At 48.2% G+C, this 21,512-nt stretch carries 24 protein-coding genes, 1 tRNA gene and 2 pseudogenes; 16 read left to right on the top strand and 11 right to left on the bottom strand.

Going from position 1 to position 21,512, the window contains the following annotated elements:
* The first annotated feature begins 131 nt into the window (after positions 1–131).
* The 6 genes from murJ to ACPXXB_RS03365 all read left to right on the top strand — a co-directional run bounded on the left by murJ (position 132) and on the right by ACPXXB_RS03365 (position 5,194).
* Complete coding sequence (gene murJ / locus ACPXXB_RS03340) at positions 132–1,700, top strand: murein biosynthesis integral membrane protein MurJ (RefSeq protein WP_423909318.1); 1,569 nt, start codon at positions 132–134, stop codon at positions 1,698–1,700.
* The gene (ribF, locus tag ACPXXB_RS03345; RefSeq protein WP_423909321.1) at positions 1,700–2,641 is read left to right on the top strand and encodes a bifunctional riboflavin kinase/FAD synthetase; all 942 of its coding nucleotides are present in this window, start codon (positions 1,700–1,702) and stop codon (positions 2,639–2,641) included. Before murJ ends, ribF begins: the two co-directional genes overlap by 1 nt.
* Positions 2,641–3,129 (top strand): signal peptidase II, encoded by a 489-nt coding sequence (gene lspA, locus ACPXXB_RS03350; RefSeq protein ID WP_423909323.1) that lies wholly within the window; start codon positions 2,641–2,643, stop codon positions 3,127–3,129. The genes ribF and lspA overlap by 1 nt, the downstream gene beginning before the upstream one ends.
* A 94-nt stretch (positions 3,130–3,223) precedes the next feature.
* Positions 3,224–4,159 (top strand): 4-hydroxy-3-methylbut-2-enyl diphosphate reductase, encoded by a 936-nt coding sequence (gene ispH / locus ACPXXB_RS03355; protein ID WP_423910922.1) that lies wholly within the window; start codon positions 3,224–3,226, stop codon positions 4,157–4,159.
* Positions 4,160–4,338: 179 nt separating this feature from the next.
* Positions 4,339–4,414 (top strand) — tRNA-Thr (locus ACPXXB_RS03360).
* Positions 4,415–4,495: 81 nt separating this feature from the next.
* On the top strand, positions 4,496–5,194 hold the full coding sequence (locus ACPXXB_RS03365; RefSeq protein WP_423909326.1) for a hypothetical protein: 699 nt from the start codon (positions 4,496–4,498) through the stop codon (positions 5,192–5,194).
* Positions 5,195–5,202: 8 nt separating this feature from the next.
* Here ACPXXB_RS03365 and ACPXXB_RS03370 read toward each other — a convergent pair.
* Both ACPXXB_RS03370 and ACPXXB_RS03375 read right to left on the bottom strand, forming a co-directional pair.
* A pseudogene (locus ACPXXB_RS03370) lies at positions 5,203–6,316 on the bottom strand (3-deoxy-7-phosphoheptulonate synthase).
* A 45-nt stretch (positions 6,317–6,361) separates the two neighbouring features.
* Positions 6,362–7,207, bottom strand: coding sequence for a sulfurtransferase (locus ACPXXB_RS03375; RefSeq protein WP_423909329.1), 846 nt, complete (start codon positions 7,205–7,207; stop codon positions 6,362–6,364).
* Positions 7,208–7,552: 345 nt separating this feature from the next.
* On the opposite strand from ACPXXB_RS03375, the gene rpmE reads away from it, so the two are divergent.
* Together rpmE and ACPXXB_RS03385 are read left to right on the top strand one after the other, a co-directional pair.
* Complete coding sequence (gene rpmE / locus ACPXXB_RS03380) at positions 7,553–7,756, top strand: 50S ribosomal protein L31 (RefSeq protein ID WP_423909332.1); 204 nt, start codon at positions 7,553–7,555, stop codon at positions 7,754–7,756.
* A 193-nt stretch (positions 7,757–7,949) separates the two neighbouring features.
* Entirely contained in the window at positions 7,950–8,255 is a 306-nt protein-coding gene (locus ACPXXB_RS03385; RefSeq protein ID WP_423909335.1) for a hypothetical protein, read from the top strand.
* Between the two features lie 68 nt (positions 8,256–8,323).
* On the opposite strand, the pseudogene ACPXXB_RS03390 reads toward ACPXXB_RS03385, so the two are convergent.
* From ACPXXB_RS03390 to ACPXXB_RS03405, 4 genes and pseudogenes are all read right to left on the bottom strand, one after another.
* A pseudogene (locus ACPXXB_RS03390) lies at positions 8,324–8,903 on the bottom strand (IS1595 family transposase).
* Positions 8,904–9,012: 109 nt separating this feature from the next.
* A complete protein-coding gene (locus ACPXXB_RS03395) occupies positions 9,013–9,249 on the bottom strand; it encodes a hypothetical protein (RefSeq protein ID WP_423909337.1) in 237 nt (78 codons plus the stop codon).
* Positions 9,246–9,575 (bottom strand): hypothetical protein, encoded by a 330-nt coding sequence (locus tag ACPXXB_RS03400; protein ID WP_423909340.1) that lies wholly within the window; start codon positions 9,573–9,575, stop codon positions 9,246–9,248. Before ACPXXB_RS03400 ends, ACPXXB_RS03395 begins: the two co-directional genes overlap by 4 nt.
* 1,030 nt (positions 9,576–10,605) lie before the next feature.
* Complete coding sequence (locus tag ACPXXB_RS03405; RefSeq protein WP_423909341.1) at positions 10,606–10,806, bottom strand: hypothetical protein; 201 nt, start codon at positions 10,804–10,806, stop codon at positions 10,606–10,608.
* A gap of 388 nt (positions 10,807–11,194) precedes the next feature.
* Here ACPXXB_RS03405 and ACPXXB_RS03410 point away from each other — a divergent pair, with 388 nt between their 5' ends.
* The 6 genes from ACPXXB_RS03410 to ACPXXB_RS03435 are packed head-to-tail and all read left to right on the top strand — an operon-like array spanning position 11,195 to position 15,996.
* Positions 11,195–12,172: a malate dehydrogenase gene (locus ACPXXB_RS03410; RefSeq protein ID WP_423909344.1), complete on the top strand. Its 978-nt coding sequence runs from the start codon at positions 11,195–11,197 to the stop codon at positions 12,170–12,172.
* Positions 12,173–12,204: 32 nt separating this feature from the next.
* Positions 12,205–13,071 (top strand): glycosyltransferase family 2 protein, encoded by an 867-nt coding sequence (locus ACPXXB_RS03415; RefSeq protein WP_423909347.1) that lies wholly within the window; start codon positions 12,205–12,207, stop codon positions 13,069–13,071.
* The gene (locus ACPXXB_RS03420; RefSeq protein ID WP_423909350.1) at positions 13,065–13,688 is read left to right on the top strand and encodes a hypothetical protein; all 624 of its coding nucleotides are present in this window, start codon (positions 13,065–13,067) and stop codon (positions 13,686–13,688) included. The genes ACPXXB_RS03415 and ACPXXB_RS03420 overlap by 7 nt, the downstream gene beginning before the upstream one ends.
* Positions 13,689–13,746: 58 nt before the next feature.
* The gene (locus ACPXXB_RS03425) at positions 13,747–14,241 is read left to right on the top strand and encodes a YajQ family cyclic di-GMP-binding protein (RefSeq protein WP_423909352.1); all 495 of its coding nucleotides are present in this window, start codon (positions 13,747–13,749) and stop codon (positions 14,239–14,241) included.
* Positions 14,242–14,283: 42 nt separating this feature from the next.
* Positions 14,284–15,639 (top strand): ammonium transporter, encoded by a 1,356-nt coding sequence (locus ACPXXB_RS03430; RefSeq protein WP_423909355.1) that lies wholly within the window; start codon positions 14,284–14,286, stop codon positions 15,637–15,639.
* Between the two features lie 12 nt (positions 15,640–15,651).
* Entirely contained in the window at positions 15,652–15,996 is a 345-nt protein-coding gene (locus tag ACPXXB_RS03435; protein ID WP_423909357.1) for a P-II family nitrogen regulator, read from the top strand.
* A gap of 387 nt (positions 15,997–16,383) precedes the next feature.
* On the opposite strand, the gene ACPXXB_RS03440 is transcribed toward ACPXXB_RS03435, so the two are convergent.
* From ACPXXB_RS03440 to ACPXXB_RS03455, 4 genes are read right to left on the bottom strand one after another with little or no spacing between them, the layout of a single operon-like run.
* On the bottom strand, positions 16,384–16,719 hold the full coding sequence (locus ACPXXB_RS03440) for an outer membrane protein assembly factor BamE (RefSeq protein ID WP_423909360.1): 336 nt from the start codon (positions 16,717–16,719) through the stop codon (positions 16,384–16,386).
* Between the two features lie 56 nt (positions 16,720–16,775).
* Complete coding sequence (locus tag ACPXXB_RS03445) at positions 16,776–17,255, bottom strand: N-acetyltransferase (RefSeq protein ID WP_423909363.1); 480 nt, start codon at positions 17,253–17,255, stop codon at positions 16,776–16,778.
* Positions 17,252–18,952: a DNA repair protein RecN gene (gene recN / locus ACPXXB_RS03450; protein ID WP_423909366.1), complete on the bottom strand. Its 1,701-nt coding sequence runs from the start codon at positions 18,950–18,952 to the stop codon at positions 17,252–17,254. The genes ACPXXB_RS03445 and recN overlap by 4 nt, the downstream gene beginning before the upstream one ends.
* 2 nt (positions 18,953–18,954) lie before the next feature.
* On the bottom strand, positions 18,955–19,821 hold the full coding sequence (locus ACPXXB_RS03455) for an NAD(+)/NADH kinase (RefSeq protein WP_423909369.1): 867 nt from the start codon (positions 19,819–19,821) through the stop codon (positions 18,955–18,957).
* A gap of 216 nt (positions 19,822–20,037) precedes the next feature.
* Between ACPXXB_RS03455 and ACPXXB_RS03460 the strand changes: the two genes are divergently transcribed.
* Together ACPXXB_RS03460 and ACPXXB_RS03465 are read left to right on the top strand one after the other, a co-directional pair.
* Positions 20,038–20,508 carry an integrase core domain-containing protein gene (locus ACPXXB_RS03460; RefSeq protein WP_423909371.1) on the top strand — a complete coding sequence of 157 codons (471 nt, stop codon included), beginning with the start codon at positions 20,038–20,040 and terminating at the stop codon, positions 20,506–20,508.
* Positions 20,459–20,740 carry a macro domain-containing protein gene (locus ACPXXB_RS03465; RefSeq protein ID WP_423909374.1) on the top strand — a complete coding sequence of 94 codons (282 nt, stop codon included), beginning with the start codon at positions 20,459–20,461 and terminating at the stop codon, positions 20,738–20,740. The genes ACPXXB_RS03460 and ACPXXB_RS03465 overlap by 50 nt, the downstream gene beginning before the upstream one ends.
* Before the next feature lie 77 nt (positions 20,741–20,817).
* On the opposite strand, the gene ACPXXB_RS03470 is transcribed toward ACPXXB_RS03465, so the two are convergent.
* On the bottom strand, positions 20,818–21,507 hold the full coding sequence (locus tag ACPXXB_RS03470) for a 50S ribosomal protein L25/general stress protein Ctc (protein ID WP_423909377.1): 690 nt from the start codon (positions 21,505–21,507) through the stop codon (positions 20,818–20,820).
* Positions 21,508–21,512: the final 5 nt, after the last annotated feature.

Consider the following 21,512-nt stretch of genomic DNA (forward strand, 5'->3'; position numbering starts at 1 on the left):
GTTATCCTCGGATTTTTAGAGTCAATTAATGGGGTCAAACAACGGACGCGGGAATATGGTCAATTTTGGCCCGAAAGTCAAGTCCGAAAGTCAGCCTGGCAACGTATATTATCAAGCAATTCCAAAGCAAAATGTCGTCCAAATTAATTAAGTCTGTGTCGGTTGTTGGGTCTATGACGCTGGTGTCACGGATTACTGGCTTGATTCGGGATGTGATATTTGCCAATATTCTCGGAGATAAAGCCGCTGCGGATATATTTTTTGTGGCCCTTCGTATTCCCAATTTTTTCCGAAGAATCTCTGGGGAAGGCGCATTTTCAGCAGCATTTGTCCCGGTTTTCACCGATTATCGCCTGAATAATACTGAGTCTGACACCAATAGATTCCTGCAAATTTTGATTGGGCGATTTGGCTTGATTCTGCTGGTCGTTTCGGTGCTAGGGGTAGTTTTTGCTCAAGGCCTGGTGTCCGTGTTGGCCGCCGGGTTTGCTAATCAACCAGAAAAGTTTGATCTGGCAGTTCAGGCTACTCGAATCACCTTTCCTTATGTGTTTTTTATCTCATTTGTGGCCATGGCAGGTGGGATGCTCAATACTTGCGGTCGATTCGCGGTGCCCGCCGCAACCCCGGTTTTATTAAATATCTGCTTGATTTTCGCGGCTTTGATTTTAGTGCCGATGGTTAGCGATGCACCCATTGCATTATCTTTTGGGGTACTCGTAGCGGGACTGATTCAACTGCTGTTTCAATTGCCATTTTTGAAAAAGGAAAAGCTCACTATAAAACCAAGAATCATTAAGCGGGCCGGGGATGAAGTTGGGGTAGCAGGTGCAAAGAGAGTATTTCGATTAACGGTGCCAGCAATATTTGGCGTTTCCGTAGCGCAATTAAATATGATTGTGAACATGGTGCTGGCATCGTATTTAGTAACCGGGAGTATTTCCTGGTTATATTACTCGGATCGGTTAATGGAGTTTCCGGTTGGCGTGTTTGGCATCGCATTAAGCACCGTGCTTTTGCCCGACTTGGCGCGTAAGTATGCCAGGCGCGCCACAATTGATTTTTCCAAAACCCTGGATTGGGGATTGCGCTGGATATGTTTAGTTTGCGTACCTGCGACTGTTGGGTTGATCGTGCTGGCTAAACCCATGGTTTCAACAATTTACTATCATGGCGACTTCACGGTTAACGGCGTCAATATGACTGCGGCGAGCTTGATTGCATACGCTATTGGCCTAACCGCTATTGTCATGGTAAAAGCACTCGCACCTGGTTTCTACGCCCGCGAGAACACAAAAACACCGGTTAGAATCGCCATGATTGCCATGGCGATAAATATTGTGTTTTGTTTATTATTGATAACGTCTCTAAAGCATGTCGGGCTGGCGTTAGCCACAACAATTTCCGCAGTGTGTAATGCGGTAATGTTGTATGTTTTATTGCGACGAGAGAAAGTGTTAATGGCCGAGCCAGGGTGGCCGGTGTTTTTGCTTAAAGTATTGTTGGGTTCGAGCTTTATGGGGGCGGCACTATGGTGGTTTATGGGGGACGGCAGTGCGTGGTTGGAAATTTCAATTTGGAGCAGAGCGTTAAAATTGAGTATGCTTTTATTATTGGGTGGAGCCGTATATTTTGGCGCTTTGTTTTTAATGGGGATTAAGCTCCGAAACTTATGGTTGGCAAAAGATACAAATCAGTAATGAAATTGGTTCGCTCAATAAATTCCAGGTTAATACCCAATTCTGGCTGTGTACTGACAATCGGAAAATTTGATGCTGTGCATATCGGCCATCAAAAAATATTAAAGCAGTTAGTTGAGGTCGGAAAAAAAATGGGCTTGCCCGCCGTAGTGATGACGTTTGCACCCAATCCAGAAGAATATTTTCGAAAGCAAGACGCACCGCCGCGATTGACTACAATTAGCAGTCAGTATTTTGCGTTGCGCGATCAAGGGGTAAGTTTGATGCTGGCAATACCGTTTAACAAAATGCTGGCCCGAACAAGCGCTGAGAATTTCATACAAACGTATTTGATAGATGGGCTGAAGGCAAAATATATTTCAATTGGCGATGACTTCAAGTTTGGCAAGGGCCGGAAGGGTGATTACCAGATTTTGAAACAGGCCGGCCTCAACAATGGATTTGAAGTTGGGCGTTTTGAAACAATTAATGTCGGCCATAGCCGTGTCAGTAGCACTAGAATATGTGAATCCCTTAGCGCTGGACGCTTTGACGAAGTTGATGTGTTATTGGGAAGAAAATTCGCAATGGTGGGGCGGGTCATGCATGGCGATAAGCGAGGTCGGGAATGGGGCTTCCCGACCGCAAATATTGCGATAAATCGTAAAATTCCCATGACCGGTGTTTTCGCGGTAACCGTGCGAGGCTTAAACGATGATCACGTTCACGCTCAGATTAAAGGCGTTGCAAATTTAGGAATGCGCCCAACTGTTGACGGCATGAAAACGCTATTGGAAGTCCACCTTTTTGATTTTAATCAGCGGATATACGGAAATCGAATCTGTGTGGAGTTTGTCGCAAAGATACGTGATGAGAAAAAGTTCGAATCGTTTGAAGCATTAAAAAGCCAGATTTTTATAGATTGCGAGCGCGCAAAAGAAATTTTGGATGCGGGTAATTAATGCAAAAGTCCACGCCAAAATACCTTATGTACATTGGGCTGACAATGGTTCTGGTTGGCCTCGATCAATGGACAAAACAAATCGCCTACCAAAATTTACTCGGCCAGCCGCCAATTGATGTTTTGCCAATTTTGCAATGGGCGCTGGTATTTAACCGCGGCGCCGCGTTTGGTTTTCTTAACCAAGCCGGGGGAATTCAGCATTACTTTTTGGTTGGCTTCGCGATGGTGGTATCCATGGTTCTATTGGTGTGGTTGTGGCGTTCATTTACCCATAACCGATTTTTGTCCTGGGGATTGGTAATGGTGCTGGCCGGCGCGATTGGAAATTTGATTGACCGGGTTGTATATCGGTACGTTATTGATTTTATTTATTTTCATTATCAGGACTGGTATTTCCCCGCATTCAACATTGCAGATTCGGCAATTACGTTAGGCGCAATTTGTTTAATCGCCGATAGTTTTAGGTTTGGTGGTCGCGATCAATAGCTTCCAACCCAATGATGATATAAGCCGGACGATATAAACAGGACGATGTAAACTTGAGGATATGAACAAGCCGATACAAAAAATGCAGGTGCCAATGCAAGTAGTGCTGGCAAATCCGAGAGGATTTTGTGCCGGGGTGGATCGCGCAATCGAGATCGTTGAGCGCGCTTTGCAAAAACGGGGTGCGCCGATATATGTAAGGCATGAAGTCGTTCACAATAAATTCGTGGTCGATAACCTAAGGAAAAAAGGGGCGGTTTTTGTGGATGAGCTTGACCAAATCCCCGAGCATTCGACCGTGGTGTTTAGCGCTCACGGTGTCTCTCAGGCGGTTCGAGCAGAAGCACAGAAGCGAAACTTGAATGTATTCGATGCCACCTGCCCGCTGGTGACCAAAGTTCATATCGAAGTCACAAAATACCGTCAACAAGGTCTGGATATTTTACTGATCGGACACGCCGGTCATCCTGAGGTCGAAGGCACTATGGGGCAAGTTGATAGCGGCATACAGCTGTTGGGAAATATCGAAGACCTGGAAAATCTGGCAGTCGCTGACCCGGACAAGTTGGCTTATGTGAGCCAAACCACATTATCTGTGGATGACACCGCAAAAATTGTCGACGCACTTAAGGCGCGATACCCGAATATCAGGGGGCCGCGCAAGGATGATATTTGTTACGCCACCCAGAACCGGCAAGACGCGGTAAAAAAACTGGGGGATAAATGCGATGTGATATTTGTCGTCGGGTCTCCGAATAGTTCGAACTCGAATCGCCTGCGCGAAATTGCTGAGTTACGACGTGTCCCAGCTTACCTGATAGATGGGCCCGAAGAAATACAAGACAAATGGCTGGATGGAAAAACCTGTGCCGGGGTCACTGCCGGCGCATCCGCACCAGAATCGTTGGTGGCGCAAGTTATTGAACGACTCGCAAAAGGCGATGCCCGTGCGATTGAATTAGATGGCCCGAGTGAAAATATTTCATTCTCCTTACCGAGCCGTTTGAGAAACCAGGAACCGACCGGATAAGTTCGCGCCCGAGACGGCAAATGTTTGAACTTAAAACGAAAGCAACCTGATCTTTAGTAATCGCTGCAACACCCACACCCATTCGGCCCCCAATTCCGCATAGACCAAAACAGCCGCCATCCTTATAATCGCCCCTTTATAATCGCCCCTTTATAATCGCCTCAGTCATGGCCCGAAATGCCGGAATAGCTCAGTCGGTAGAGCAACTGATTCGTAATCAGTAGGTCGGAGGTTCGACTCCTCTTTCCGGCACCATCCCTCCGTTTTTTGACTCACAGTAAATAGCAGAATAAAATTCGTGTTAATGCCTATTAATCGTTAAGCGAGGAACTCTGAATGTCAGAAGCAATGATATCTGAATTAATTGTTGAATCCGAATGGATATTAAAAAATTACTGGACAAAAACGCGGTTTGCGTATCAAACCGAAAGCGGCGGATGGAGCGATGTAGATGTTCTTTCCTACCATCCAGAAACAAAGCATCTGGTAATTTCTGAATCAAAAGTAAGGGGTCGTAAAAAGGCCATTCACGCATATACCGAACATACTAAAAGAAAATATGGAACAATCTTGGAATATAAAGCTACTTATTTCTCTTTTATACCAAATATTCCCAAAATTTGTTCAAATCATGTTGTGTTTACAAAGTTTTCAAGAATGGTAAAAACCATAACCATTCAGCTAGTGTCAAACCTCGTGATAGCTAAGAGTTTGAAAAACGACGCAGAGTCATCAGTACTTGAAGAAATAGAAAAGTATATGAAAGAGGAATTGCCTGGCTCAAAAGCAAAAATTGAGGTAATGCTTGATTCTACTATTGACGTAATTTCAAGGGTTGTTGAGGACGAAAATAAACATAACCAAGGTCGCAGATATGGCCATCCAATGCTTGATATAGCAAGAGAAATCAATCGCTACTTTTATCCTGATGTGGGCGGCGCTGGCAAAAGAACAGATCAAACCGAATCTGTCAAAAAGCAGGCTACTCAGTCATTTATTCAAGCAATCAATCACCGAGAAATTATCCGCAACTGAATCGGGTGCTAATTCTCCTGCCTCGCCAGCTCCTTGCGCTTGAGATAGGCTGCGCGGGCGATGTTGATGTCTTCGAGGTAGTTGCCTAACTCGTCCAGGGTGAGGGCCTGCGGCCCATCCACCAACGCGCTCACGGGTTTGGGATGGACGTCGATCAGAACCATGTTGGCGCCGGCAATAATTCCCTGAGCGGTTGCGTGGAACAAATCGAGCAGTCCATCCGGCGCACGTTCGCGGGTGCCGACCGAGTGCGATGGATCAATGCACACCGGCATGTGGGTCATGCGCTTGATCACCGGCACATGGCTGAAATCAACCAGGTTGCGATGCGGGTCGCCCATATTGGTTTTCATTCCGCGCAAGCAAAAAATCACCTTGCGATTGCCTTCGCTGGCGAGGTACTCGGCCGCGTTTAACGACTCTTCCAAGGTAATGCCGAAGCCGCGCTTGAGCAGAATCGGATGATCATTTTGCCGTCCGCAAGCCTTGAGCAATTCAAAGTTCTGGGTGTTGCGCGTTCCAATCTGCAACATCACCCCAGTTGGGCAGCCGCTTTGTTCTAGCGCCTGATTGATTTCTGCAATGTGGGTGTCGTGGGTAATTTCCATGGCGATTACCTTGATGCCGTATTTCCCCGCCAGCTCGAAAACCCACGGCAGACATTCGGCGCCATGCCCCTGAAACGAATACGGGTTGGTTCTCGGTTTGTAAGCGCCCATACGGGTACATTCAAGCCCGGCTTGCGCCACCGCTTGCATCATCTGCTCGACGTGTTTGACGGTGTCCACAGCGCACAAGCCCGGCGAAAATATTGAGATTGTCCTGGTTGAAGGTGATGCCGTTGTAGTTGAATCCATATGATCTCGAATCCCCGGCATGGCGACCAACAACGGCGTAGGAGCGCGACACCTTGACCACCCGGTTGACCCCGGACAGGCTTTCGATTGCGTTGCGGTCCAGCGTCGAGGTATCGCCCACCAGATAAATTTCCGTAAGCACCTGCTGGGCGCCGATGACGCAGTGAACCTTGGGCGTTATGCCGGGTGTGGCGAGAAGGTATTCGAGTATGGCCGCAGTTTCGGGCGAATCGGTGTTCAGTTGCGGGTCAAGAATGACGATCATGATGTCGGAATTTCAGTGATTGTTAAGTGATTGTTAAAGTGACGGTTATGCGATTGGAAGACTGGGGTCGTTGCTCCATTGCGACCATGAGCCCGCGTATCCGCGAATTTTATCAAAACCGAGGTGTCGCAACATCACAAAACTGTGCGAGGAGCGATGGTGGGTTTGGCAATGCACGATAATTTCCTTTTCGCGCACAACCCCGAGTTGCGCCAGCATCAAGTTCAAGGCCGCTTCCGGCTTGAAGCGCAAATTGTTATCACGGTCGATGCTGTCAAGCCAATTGAGATTGACCGCCCCAGGGATGTGGCCAGTGCGCCGGGAGGGCGATTTGAGGCCGTTATATTCGTCCGGCGAGCGCGCATCGAGAATCATAATATGTGCATCCGCCAGCGATGCCAGCACATAATCCTGGTCCGCGATTACCAATGAATTCAACTCAATCGGCGACTGGTCAAGGTCAGGTTTGTCAATGTGGTGCTGGTGCGGCTCAGCCTGAGCGAGCGCACTTTCGGTTGCGTGGCCTTCGTTACTCCATGCGTGTAGACCGCCGTTTAACAGCGAGGATTTTTTATGCCCGACTGCTTCCAGCGTCCACAACAGCCGGCTGGCCCGACCATTGCCCTGATCATCGTAAGCGATTACCTGTTTTTCCGCAGTCAAGCCGATGGACTGCACCACCGTTTGAAGTTTATCCAGTGGCGGCAACAACCCTGGGGCCGGTGGCTGGCCGAGAATCAGATCTTTGTAATCGAGATGGATGGCGCCGGGCAGATGGCCTTGGCGATAGGTTTCGCGGGCACCGACATCGACGATGAGCAAGTTTTTATGCGGCAATCGCGATTCGAGTTCATGCGCTTCGATCAAGTAAGGTATGGCATCATTATTCATGCGATAGCATTGTACTGTTTATCAAACGGTTAGTATTCCTTATTCAGCCCTAAGCGCAACCATTCAATACCGGCAATGTGCGGCTTGCGCCACGGGCATCTCACTGGATTATCTGGTCAAGCCTCGATCATGGCTTTGGCGAGTAATCTTCGGTATACTCCTTGATTCAAACTCAACCCAACAAATGCGGCGGATATACATAGTTTTATACATGGGCTTGATTTAGATAAAGAATTTTCATATTATCGCCGCCCCAAAATCAAGGTGAACATAGCCGTTGTTGTGGCTGGTATGCCGATTAGATTTGAACATTAGCCTCAACCAGGAAACCCAGAGGAATTCACTATGAAACCAGACCTTCATCCCGCATACGGCGAAATTAAAGTGGTTTGCACATGTGGTAATTCCTTTGAGACAAAATCGACACTGGGCAAAGAGCTACACGTGGAGATTTGTTCTGAATGCCATCCTTTTTATACTGGAAAACAAAAAATCATGGACAGTGCCGGGCGCGTGGGTAAGTTTCAGGCCAGATACAACAGGAAGTAAATTCTCAAGGTGGGTATTATTTCGGGCCCGTAGCCAAAGGAAACTGAATAAAAAAGGACACTCTGCGGAGTGTCTTTTTTATTTGCCTGTCATTAATTGCGCCGTGTAATTGTTCTATGCAATTGACTCAGGCAGTTCCCTTGGGCGCGGCTGCCCTAAAAACCTTATAAGAGCAAAACACCGGAAAACTTAAATGAACCTGGAAGAAAAAATTGCAGCCGTGCAAACCAGGCTGTGGCAAGCCGGTCTATTTTATGGTCATGGCGCGGATGATGGGTGGGATGAATCCACTTGGATCATATTATACGTACTCGGATTTGATACGGCCGCGGTGCTGGACAATAACAACTTTGATTGGCAGATAGCGCTCAATCAGTCCGATTTGGCGGCCATAGATCAAATGGTGGAGAAACGAATAGAAACCCGGATGCCGTTTGCCTATCTGGCCAACCAAACCTGGTTTGCAGGAAATAAATTAGGGGCTGTCCAAGATAACTAACCTAATTCTTGTTTAACCCATTATTTCAATTGTATTAATTGTTGCTTTGGGTCACCGTTGTTAAATCGCTATTCACACTCCCTCAGAAAGAGGTGGAAATGGGCCTTTGGAACCCCATTGAACTTTCGCAAATGACGCTTCGCTTGATTGCAAAATTCTCAATGCCGTTGATGTGGTTATGTCGGTCAGCAAACAACACGCTGTGGTTGATGCGGCAGTGCTTGAACTCGGACACATCAAGCGCATTGTAGCCGCGCCAGCTGTCCGAGTAAACAATGCTGTCTGGCCTTGCTTTTTGCTCTATGATCGGCAGCAAGGTCTCGCCCTTCGCATCCCCGGAATCATCATCGCATAAACCCAGCCATGGTGCTTGAGCAGGCCAAAAACCGGCACTTTGCCACTCGCGCCGCGACCGCGCTTGCCTTTGTGCCTGCCGCCAAAGTAACTCTCGTCCACTTCCACCTCGCCGTCAAGCGGAGCGAAATATTCCAGATGCTGTGCCATCAACTGCCTCAAACGATGAAAGTAAAAACTGGCAGTCGTCTTGTTCACGCCCACCAGCGCAGCCGCCGTTCTCGCCGTTGCGCCCGCAATGAACATCTCTATTAGCCTATTTTGCTTGGGCTTGCTTAACCGACTTTTTCGCATCCCGCTATCCTAAATAATTTTACTTGTCTAGTACATGTATGGGTCTGTGGATTCAACCCTGAAGTGCAACAGAGGGTGGTATGCCGTAATAGCGCTTGATTTGGCGTTTTCATGCCAAGACATTTGCGTGGTCGGTTGTTGAGTTGCCGCACACCCGCGCCAGTTGCGGGGTCTTGATGGTCGCAAGATCATTAGTCTTGGGAAAGCGCTGCCGTATCAGTCCATTGGTATTCTCATTGGCGCCGCACTGCCAAGGTGCACAGGGATGGGCGAAGTGAAAATCGCTTTTCAGGACGCCGGCAACCGCCTCATGATCAGTGAATTCGTTGCCCTTGTCCGAGCTCAACGCGAGAACCCGATGTTTGATGGGGGCAGGATTCCGACCAACGACCGCCCCGCCGCACGCGCCGTTCCATTGGGCAGGATGTCAATGCACACAAACCGCGAGGCCCGATCCGCCATGCTCAGCATAACGGCAGTATTGTTTTTACCATAGACCGTGTCCAACTCCCAATCGCCGAGCCTGGAGCTTTGCCCGACCGCCGCAAGGCGTTTCCTTCGCTTCTCCCGGCATCTCAAATGCGGATGCCAATCTCCGCCATAGTCCTGGTCCTTGCGAATATACTGGCATATCCACTCATGGCTGACCGACGACCGACCCGCGCAAGCCACAGGCTAATCCGCTGCGGACTCCACTTCCCCCGCAACAGCCGTTCAATATACGCCCAATCCTCCCGACTGATACGTCGAGGGGCTTTGCCGACCCGGCCAGTGCCTGTTTGTGCACCGCTGCCGGCCGATAGCCGCCCAGCTTGGCGCCGGGCGGCGCACACTGTTGCGGCGCCTCTCGCGGCTGATGGCGCTACTGCTCCGATAATATCAGCGATAGCTGTTTGCGAATAGCCTTAGCCTCAATCCATTGGCAATCCGGTCTCTTTGAAGGCCGGTGAGAGGTGTGCAGGATTTCATAATGGCAACGCCTTATATTGATTGATGGGAAAACCAAGAGGCTGCCGCATCCCGCCTTTCCTTCATCGGGGATGTTGCACTTATGAGTTGAATCCACAGATTAGTATAACTTACTGATATAACACAATATTTTAGATTATCAAAGACTTTTGCATCAAGAGCGCTAACCAAACTTACAAACAACGTCAAACAACGCCATTTTTTATAAATTTCCTTCATTTTTCCACAACCCTTCTCCAATTCTTCACAACAGCCGCTGATTCAGCGCTTTTAGCCGCTTTTCATCCATTTTCTTGCCTGTTAGATGCAATCCTCCTGCAAACTTTGCATTTGTTTGAGTATATTCGCCCCAACTTGACATTATGGTTCATCGCAATCCGTTCTGCGCGGGCTTTGTTGCTGGCTAAGCACAGGCTTCTTGCCTTGCATAATTCGTGGTCAAGATTGAGCAAGCCAAAGGCGCGTTCAATCACATGGCGAATACTGGAATAAATCTTGTTCTGGCCTTTTGTCGGTCTGTTAAATGGTTATCGCGACAAGCCCGCGCAGGATTTTATTGTTGGCTTTGCCGTGTTTTCGGCCATTGTTTTTGTTGGCATAAGCGCGGTCGGCATAGACTTGTCTCGGTTGCCTGACAGATTATCAAACTCTTTTGAATCATGTGGGGCATAGGTCGTCTTTTTGATGCCATATTCATCGGTATTGGCGCACATCTTAAATCCATAGGGGGTTTTTACATCGGTTGCGGTTTTAACATTACAAGCCGCTTCCGGGTCTTGAGTGTTGTGACTTCGTTTGTTGTTTTTGTGGCGCGCTTCGCTTGCATAACAGTCGCATCAATAATATTGATTGAGCCGCGGGCAACAATAATGCCGTTTCGGGTTGAATGGAGATTGATTTTGATAATCTCATGCGCGCCGTCTAGTCCAGGCAATGATTTATGCTCTACCAAAAGCGCATCCGCCAGGAAACGTTGGACGGTTTGTTTCCAGGACGTTTGGGGGACTCCTCAGGTTGTTTTGATGGAGGTTATTTGACCAGTTTGGCGGGGCGGGGAGTGGATTGTGCAAAGGTTTCTACCAATGGTAGCATACCCCAATCCAGTAATAGTCCAGGGAAATAATCAAGTGTTAGCCCAAAGCGGCAATGTCCCCTTTGTCCAATGCTTAAATGAACCGCTCCGCCCTTTCAGGTCAGTCCCCTTGGCAGGGGGAGGCGTTAGCGTGTTACCGCTGTTTTATTCTCTGTGGTCTTTGTGTTGTGTTCCATGTTCCTCGTTCCCTGCTATAATCACGGCCCGAACACATTTATGAGTCCTTGATATGAAAAAACCGGTCAAAGTCGCAGTTACCGGTGCTGCGGGTAACATTTCTTATGCCTTGCTGTTTAGAATCGCGGCCGGGGATATGCTGGGCAAGGATCAGCCGGTCATATTGCAGTTGCTGGAAATCCCAGCGGCGATGAATGCCCTTGAAGGGGTCGTTATGGAACTAAACGATTGTGCTTTTCCATTGGTGAGCGGAATCGTTGCAACGGATAATCCGGATATTGCTTTTGGCGAAGTGGATTATGCAATGTTGGTAGGCGCAAAACCTCGAGGCCTGGGTATGGAGCGGAGTGACTTGTTGAAGGACAATGGCAAAATATTTTCGGTGCAGGGCAGATCGCTTAATGAGCATGCCTCAAGAGATGTAAAAGTGCTGGTGGTGGGTAATCCAGCGAATACCAATGCGCTGATCGCTGCCGCAAATGCGCCGGATTTAGAGAGTTCACAGTTCACCTCGATGACTCGATTGGATCATAATCGCGCCAAATCCCAACTAGCGGAAAAATTGGGCATCCACCATGAACAAATCAGTCGAATGACCATCTGGGGCAATCATTCAGCAACCCAATATCCTGATATTTCAAATGCGCGGGTTGATGGCAAGGCGGTAAGCGACCGGGTTGAGCAACAATGGCTAGAAGAGGTTTTTATTCCTACCGTGCAGCAGCGCGGAACCGCCATCATAACAGCGCGTGGTGCATCCAGCGCCGCATCGGCGGGTTCGTCTGCGGTTGATCATATGCGCGATTGGGTGCTGGGCAGCTCAGACGGAGACTGGGTAAGCATGGCGATTTATTCGGATGGCAGCTATGGCATAGAACCGGGGTTGATGTATTCATTTCCGGTTACCTGCAAGGCGGGTAAATACGAAATTGTTCAGGGTCTTGAAATCAGCGATTTCAGTCGTGCTCGAATGCAGCTGACCGAGCAAGAACTCAGTCAAGAAAAACAGGCGGTGGCGCAATTACTGTAGCGCGGTTGACGATCATGCTGCCGCGCGCCTAAATGAATATCAGCGTTGTCATACCCACATTCAATCGCGTGCATCTGGTTGAGCGGGCGATTCAATCCGTATTTGATCAAAGTTATCCGGCGCACGAAATAATCGTGGTTGATGATGGTTCAACTGACCATACCGTTGCCAATATCACGCAGAAATTTCCTCAGGTAAAAATGATTACCCAACCTAACCGGGGCCAACCTCAGGGCCAACCTCATGGAGTGAGCAGCGCGAGAAATGCCGGCATTAAATTCGCCGCAGGGCGCTGGATCGCATTTTTGGATTCAGATGATGAATGGCGCGAACATAAATTGGCGCGCCAGGTTGAAGCCCTGTCTCAATCATTGGCGCAATCACTTGACTTCGAAATTTGTCACACCGATGAGATTTGGATTCGCCATGGCAAGCGAGTCAATCCGATGAAAAAACATGCCAAGCCGGATGGCTGGATTTTCGAGCAATGTCTGCCGTTATGTTGTGTTTCACCGTCGTCGGCGCTGGTCAAAAAGACGTTATTGGAAAGCGTTGGATTATTCGATGAATCGTTGCCGGCTTGTGAAGATTATGATCTGTGGTTGAGAATATTTTCGCGGGTTCCGATTTTACTGGTTGCCGAGCAATTACTGATTAAACACGGCGGGCATGAGGATCAGTTATCGCAAAAGTATTGGGGCATGGACCGGTTCAGGACGGCGGCAATCATTAAGTTGCTTGAGCGGCATGATTTGAGTGAACATTATCGACAATGTGCTGTGAATATGTTGTTGCACAAGCTCACAATATTAATCAAGGGTTTTGAAAAGAGAAAAAACACGACTGATTTAATTCACTATCAGGCATTGTATAAACGCTGGAGTGAGCGGCTGTGTTAAACATCATTACTGCGTTAAAAGCGGAAGCAGCGCCGTTCATAGAAGGACTTTCCCTCAAGCAGCAGCCGTTGTCAAAGCGATTAATTTTTTCGGGATGCGGTATTCAGCTTGCAATCAGCGGCCCGGGTTGCACAAATGCCCGGGCTTTGACCAGTTATTTTCTGGGACGGCACAATCCGGAGAACCAGAATCCAGAGCATCAACGCGAATTAACCTATTGGTTGAATTTTGGCATAGCCGGCAGCGCGGCCTGGGAGATTGGCGACCTGGTGCTGGCGCACACCGTTACCGATCAATCCCCTGGGAAAACTGGGCAAATCTGGACTCTGGAAAATGGCATCAACCTGAATTTACCCGGCGCGCATATATGTACTGTGGAATCCCCACAAGCAACCTATTATGGGCACAACGTCTATGATATGGAAACCGCGGGAATGATATCCGTATTGTCCGACCGGAATTTACTAGGTCGCGCATTTATCGTAAAAATAATCTCCGATGGACCAAGCAAACCCGTCGAATCATTGACAAAACAAGACCTGCAACAAATGATTCACGGCAGAAAAAAAGATATACTCGCTATCACGGAAAAGATCCATTCCGCATCGTTGGAATAATCAGTGACATTGCTCATATCATTTATCCCATATTAGTGAATTAGACCAGGAATTGAAAATGCCTTCATTTGATATCGTTTCAGAAGTGGATTGGCAGGAAGTGAAGAATGCTGTTAATCAAGCGAACAAGGAAATCACCAACCGTTTTGATTTCAAGGGGAGTCAATCGAAGATTGACGAAAGCGACCCTAATTTAACGCTGTATGGCGACGATGATTTCAAGGTCGGGCAAATGCTGGAGATATTGCAGCTCAAACTGGCAAAACGCAGCGTGGATTTGGGATGTCTTGATAAAGACGAGGTAAAAGAAAGTCCGACCGGCAAGGCAATGCAGGCAATTCATGTGCGCCAGGGGGTTGATATAGACTTGGCTAGAAAAATTGTTAAATTGATAAAAAACCAAAAATTAAAGGTGCAAGCCGCAATTCAGGGAAAACAGATACGGGTAACCGGGAAAAAACGTGATGACCTGCAACAAATTATGGCGTTTTTAAAAGAACAGAAACTGGGATTACCATTGCAATATACGAACTTTAGAGAGCAAACTGTCTGATTGCTATTGAATTTAAATATAACTAAATTTAGAAATTCACTTATGACACAATTAATAAAACAGGGAATAGCGAGATTAAAGTGGTTTTTTGCACAACGTTCATTATCTAAATCCCGATTCGTGATTGGTTTTCTGGGTTTATTCGGCTCGGGACTGCTGCCAGCCGTGGTACATGCCCAGGATGTTCTCGATAGCGGCGATACAGCCTGGATTTTGGTAGCCACCGCGCTGGTCTTGTTGATGACGCTGCCCGGACTCGCGTTTTTCTATAGCGGCCTGGTGCGTTCCATCAACGTGTTGTCGGTGATGATGCAGTGTTGCGTAGTGGCCTGCGTATCATCGATATTGTGGCTGGCGGTCGGCTACAGCATTGCCTTTGGGGACGGTGGTGCCGCCAATGCCTGGTTCGGCGGTTTCGGTAAGTCCTTCCTGATAGGTGTCGGCGTTGATGACCTGACGGGCACCATCCCGGAAGTGTTGTTCTGCTTGTTTCAGATGACCTTCGCGATCATCGCCCCGGCGCTGATCATCGGTGCTTATGTCGAGCGCATCAAGTTCATGCATGTTGTGCTATTCAGTGGTTTTTGGATGCTGATCGTGTACGCGCCGGTGGCGCACTGGATTTGGGGCGGTGGCTTCCTTGCTGACCTTGGAGTACTGGATTTCGCTGGCGGCTTGGTGGTGCATGCAACCTCCGCGACCGCGGCCTTGGTGTTGGTGATAATGCTTGGTCCGCGTAGCGGGTTTTCTCATGGTGGCTCCCCGCCGCACAACCCGGGCATGACTATGGCCGGTGCCGCATTGTTATGGGTCGGATGGTACGGCTTCAACGGCGGCAGTGCCCTGACAGCCGGCGGCAATGCCGCGATGGCGGTTCTGGTGACCCATATTTCCGCGGCCATGGCGGCTCTGGTCTGGGTCGTGATTGAAAACTTTCGTTTCGGCAAGTCCAGCCTGGTGGGTCTGGTGACTGGTCTGATCGCGGGGCTGGCCTCAATTACTCCAGCGTCGGGGTTCGTGGGACCAGTCGGCGGTCTCGCGATTGGTTTTGCGGGTGGCGTGGTCTGCTATTTGGCAGTGGACTGGGTGAAGGTCAAACTAGTTATTGATGACACTCTTGATGTATTTGCGGTGCACGGCGTGGGCGGCATTCTCGGCACTATCCTGACCGCGATATTCGGCGCGACCACGTTTGGCGGTCTTGGACTCGAAGTCAGTATCGGCAAGCAATTGGTGAGTCAGCTAACGGGGGTGGTCGTAACCATGGCATGGACTGCATTGGGTACTTGGCTGATTGTTTTGGTGGTTAGGAAACTGGTCGGTTTGCGGGTGGATCCTGCTGAGGAGTCCGAGGGTCTCGATTACGTTGCCCACGGCGAACGTGGTTATCACTTATAATAGGAGGTTGAAATGAAAATAATTGTCGCAACAGTCAAGCCGCACATGTTTGACCAGGTAGTGCAAGCACTGATAGAAGAGGATGTCCCCGGCTTGACCACCCACGAAATCCATGGGTTCGGCCGGGAACGTAAGGACTCCACCGAGATTTCCCGTGGCGTAACCTACCGCACCAAACTAAAACCGATGATGCTGATGATGGCGGCAGTCACCGATGATCGCGTTGACCGTATTAAAAAGATCATCGCCGAATACGCCAACACCGGACAAATCAGCAGCGGCAAAATATTCGTGTTGAATCTTGAAGATGTGACCAGAATCCGGACTGGGGAAACTGGCGAGCCGGCCTTGTTGTAAATCCCGGATTTTACGCGCCGCGCATCGCTTGTTTGTTGTAACCGGATACGAAGCCACGAACGGCTCGCCAATCTGCGTGTGATTCCCAGGCGATGGCAGCATTGCTCCATGCTTGATCCGGTACGTAAGCACCTTGGGATTTATACCCGAAGCCCCAATATCTTGTCGTCTTACTTTCTTCTTATAGCCGGCTAATCGGATAACCGCAAACCCCGGTGGCGAAACATATAATTTAGGATAAAAATAGGCGTTCTGGGTATGTTAATCATTGCCGAATACCGGCAAAGGTAATTCCTGAGCTTTTACCTCCAGATTAGCCATTTACCGAAGTAGAAATGGATGTCGATTGAAATTAAGATTTCCAAAGGAAATTCTTATTGATTATTCTTACTGATGGAAAGAACTGGTTATCTCGCTTAACAAATCGTCCGTGAATTTTAAGGACGCGAGTTGTTGCTCTATTTCGCCAGTTTTTCCGTCTCGCCTGGAATAGTAATAATCCCATCGGTCTTTATGAAACGGATCGTTGATTAGCGGATAGCCGGCTATCCGGGCAACCTCCCGCTTGGTCATGCCGATTTCTAATTTTGATACTATCTGTGCGGTAATATCGTTGCCCTGTTGTACATCGGCTTTGTAAACAAAACAACCACCGAGAGACAACACGGCACAAATAACAAACGCCTTCACTACAAAACCTGATGTTACAAAATGTGCTTTCATAAAAATTTTCCAAATAAATTTGCCACATAAAAATTTAGTGGCCAGAGGACACCTAATTAAATATATTTTAGTACCGCTATTTCATCACAATTTCGAAATTTATGACAATTGATGCAGGCGCCCCAGACTTTTTCCGGCAATTCACTCATTTCCACCACCTCGAAATTTATCTTCTCGAAAAAATCCACCACATAGGTCAATGCCATCAATTTTACCAAGCCGATATTATCCGCATCTTGTTCAAGGCGTAGCACCATTTTATTGCCAAGCCCTAATTTCATATACGCTGGATGCACTGCCAGACTTCGAACTTCTCCAAGTTCTTTGGTATAAATCAACAGTGCCGCGCACGCAATTATTTCCCCGCCCTCTTCTACAACATAAAAATCTCGCAATGAACCGTAGATATCGCTTTGCGGTCGCGGTAACAATACGCCCTCATCGCTATAATGTTTTAGTAGCGAATAAATGCCAGGCACATCCCCTAGTTGAGCGTGCCTGATTTGATAATCACTGTTAGCGGCAGTGGCGTTCATGCTGATTTCAGCATTTCCTGGGCCTGGGCCAATGCCTGTTTGGTAATTTTTTCGCCCGCCGTCATGCGTGCAATTTCTGCTACTCGTTGTTCGGCGTTTAACTTAACGACCTTGGCTTCCACTTGGTCATGTCCTTGCCTAGATCCTTGATGAAGTCTTTGATTGGGCCCTTGCTTGGAAACACTAAAATGATGATCACCCTTGGCGGCGACCTGAGAAAGATGGGTGATACAGATAACCTGATTGGATTTTCCCAGCTGTTTTAGTTTCTGACCGACCACGTTTGCGACTTCACCGCCAATGCCCACATCCACCTCATCAAATATCAATGTTGGCGCCTGCGTTTTATTCGCCAGCACAACTTGAATGCCCAGGGAAATTCGCGACAACTCGCCGCCAGAGGCTACCTTTGTCAGGGATTGGAGCGGTTGGCCTGGATTGGCGGCGACCACAAACTCCACGTTCTCATTACCGAATTGAGTGTAGCTACCTGTCTCAATAGGTATAAGCCGAATGTCGAACCGACCGCCTTTCATACCCAGCTCCTGCATCAATGTGGTCACTTCGCTCGCAAGATACCGAGCTGATTTATTTCGATTCGCGCTGATCTTCGTTGCCATACCCTGATACGTTTCCGACTCGGTTTCCAGTAGATCGTTGAGACGTCCCAATTCTCGTTGCGGATCTTTTAGACCAGCCAGTTCACGTTTCATCGTGTCAAGGTGGTCGACAAGCAATTGCGGCAGCAATCGATGTTTTCTGGCCAAAGTCTGGTACAGCGAAAAACGCGTTTCTATTTTCTCCACTTCTTCCGGGTCAATTTCGTTGTCTTGATAAAAAGGGCGAAGTTGGTTTGCGGCTTCTTCAATATTGACCTCGGCTTCATCAATCATTTTTGCGATGGATTTTAAGCTGTCGTCGAATTGAGAAAGCCGTTCAAGTTGCAGACCGCATTGAATTAATTGGCTGCTTAAATTATGGTCTTCGGATTGGTGCAGGATTTTCGCCACGGTGTGGGCGCCAGCCGACAGTTCCTGTTGATGATTTAATCGTTTGTGCTTGTTTTCCAGAGACAACCACTCATCGGCTTCGGGGGCAAGTTCATTTAATTCTTCAATTTGAAACTTAAGCAAGTCTGTACGCTCCTGTGCAGCCTGGCTTTGATCATTGAGTTGGTCGATTTGTTTCTGGATATTATTAATCGCATGGCAGCAATCGCTGAGCTCAGCGACCCGCTCAATATTGTCGGCAGCGCCGTCCAGCAACATTTGCTGCACCGGTTTTTTCAGCAAGGAGTGATGTTCGTTTTGTCCGTGGATATCGACAATATCCTTGCCAAGATCGCGCAATTGCGACACGGTTGCGGCATGACCATTAATATAACCCTTGCTCGATTTGTCCCGTCGAATAACCCTCCGCAACAGGCACTCATTGTCGTTGGCCATGCCGTGTTGCGCCAGCCAATGCAGGCAGGGGTGGCCTGGCGGTAAATCAAAACTTGCCTGAAGTTCAGCGGTATTGTGATTATGGCGGATATAACTATTATCGGAACGGTGACCGAGTAAAATACCGATGGCATCAACAATTAACGATTTTCCCGAACCCGTTTCCCCGGTCACTGTGGTAAAACTACGCTCAAACTCAAGTTCGATATGATCGGCAATTACAAATTGTTTGATTTCCAGCCAGTCAATCATTCTCATCCATTCCAACCGAGTTTTGAGTGTAAGGTTTCAAAGTGGTTGAATCCCTTAATTCGCACCATTTTCAGTTTCTTTGCCGCACGTTTTATTGCGATGGTTTCATCCCCTTTTAGCTGAGCGGCGATCACGCCGTCGAAGGCCAGATTTGCGGGCGCTTCGTGGACTTTCAATGCGGTAATTTCCACCTTGTCATTTTCATCCAAAATTATTGGGCGATTACTTAACGTATGCGGACAAATGGGCGACATGCTGATTACCGGAAGATTCGGGTAGATGATAGGGCCGCCGGCGGACAGGGCGTAAGCGGTTGACCCGGTCGGCGTCGAGAGAATCAAGCCATCGCTTCTTGGCTGGCTGACAAATTGACCGTTGACCCAGATTTCAAACTCTATCAATCGACCGGTGTTGCCTTTTGAGATAACCATATCGTTAAGCGAAATTCCAGAACAAACTTGCGTGCCATTTTGGGTTACTTGGCATTGCAGCATAGTCCGGCGCTCGATAGCATAATCGCCTTTTAAAATTGACGACATACTGGTATCAAGATCGGAAAGCGCAATATCTGTGAGAAACCCCAGACGACCGAGATTCACCCCGATGGCAAGGACATCGTGGTTGGATAATTCTCGCGCCACATTCAACATGGTGCCATCCCCGCCGACCGCAATAGCGAGATCAATAACCTCCTGCAGAGGCTGGTCATGATCGTCAATTCTAGCGCCCGCAATTTTCGTGGAGGTGGTGTTGCCGAGCAGCACGGACAAGTTTTTGTCCTCAAGCACCGCTTTAACCTGAGCAATAGCGCCTGCTACACTGCTGTCGTTGAATTTTCCGAATAGGCCAACTTTTGTAATTTTCACCATAATACCAGTCGCTTAAACTGATATTATACATCAGCAATTTAATTTGGGCTTAAAATTGATTTGGGTGAAAATCGACCTGTCCGGGCTCAGACACAAATGAGACTATTAAGAGGATAAAAAATCGGGCAGTCCGTGGTGAAATCCTTTCACTTAAATCACAGGCGCCTGCCCGATGCAGATCAAAAGCCTGCGTATCCAATCATATGACCGCCAAGGATGGCGGAAATGCAGGTTTTGCAGGAGCGAAAACCGGTCCGCAGTTCGGCGAGTGCGTTGGCTTGGACGCGATCGAAAGAAGGAGGGGCGGCGATTTTCCTGGAGCGTTGCCTCAAACTCACGCCATTCGCCCGCCAACAAGGGGGCGCCGACAGCGGCGGCGAGTTCAGGGGCGGTTTCGATCAACTGCTCACCGACAGTAACATCACGCATCTATGGACTTATCCGAAAAGGCCGAAGATGAACGCGCATGGCGAGCGCTTCAACCGCACCATACCGGCGCAGTTTGTGGATTATCACGAAAATCATCTGTTTGACGATCTCGATTTGTTCAACCAAAAACTGGCCGATTGGCTGGTCAAATACAACGCCATTCGACCGCATAAAGGGCTTGAACTGAAAACACCGGCTCAGGCTGTCATTGAAAACAACAAAAAATGCAATATGTGGTGGACCCATACAAAACCCTGAAAATTGTCTTACCCGAGCTTATACTAACAGTTTAGACCTTGCTGTTTTAAACGACTGCAAGTCTATCGCTTTTCCAGCTATTTCGTGTGGAGCCTACGGTTACCCTGTTCAAGAAGCGGCTGAAATCGCAATATCAATTTGCCTAAAAAGTAAATATGAGAATTTGGCAATTAGTTTTTTCTATACAACAAATCAACTTTTGAGTGTTGGGCTAAAGCTCTTGAAAGACTGAATTCCTAACAAAACGATGCGCCGGATAAGTTTCGCTGGTGCTTAACGTTGCCGGTGATCTCAGCGTCAGCAACCTAGTTAGCCATCGCTCGACTTTTCGTCGGCGGTTGTTTCCTCTGAATCTTCCGCATCGGTTTCCAGTTCCTCTTCTGCGGCGACTACATCCTCAGGCTCGATTTCGATGCGCGGCGGCAATACCGAAACCACGGCGTAATCGTGTTCATTGTTTTCGTCGTGCATCAACGTTGTGATACTGACGCCTTCTGGAAGTTTAATATCCGACAAATGCAATGATTCATTTAAATCAAGATGGGTGATATCCAATTCAATGGATTCCGGCAGGTCGCCCGGCAAGCAGGATATTTCCACATCATTGATCAAGTGAGAAATGATGCCGCCGCTGGTTCTAACGCCGACACAATCTTGTTCGCCGATGAAGTGAATCGGCAACGGCATGGTCAAGGTTTTCTTTTCATCCACGCGTTGAAAATCCGCATGCAGGATGCTTATTTTATGGGGATGGCGTTGGACGTCCCGAAGTATGGCTTGCTCTTTATTGCCGTCCGTATTGATAATGAGAACCGCCGAGTGGAATTCTTCTTTTTCCAAACTATGGAACAATACATCATGGTTGATGGCAATATGGACATTTCCCTTATCGCCGCCGTATAAAACCGCAGGCACATCGCCTTCACGGCGCAATCGTCGGACCAGATTAGTGCCCGAACGGGCTCGGACTCTGGCGATAAGTTCAAATTGATCTGACATTTTCT

This window comes from Candidatus Spongiihabitans sp., from assembly GCF_965237845.1.
Classification (GTDB): domain Bacteria; phylum Pseudomonadota; class Gammaproteobacteria; order Arenicellales; family Poriferihabitantaceae; genus Spongiihabitans.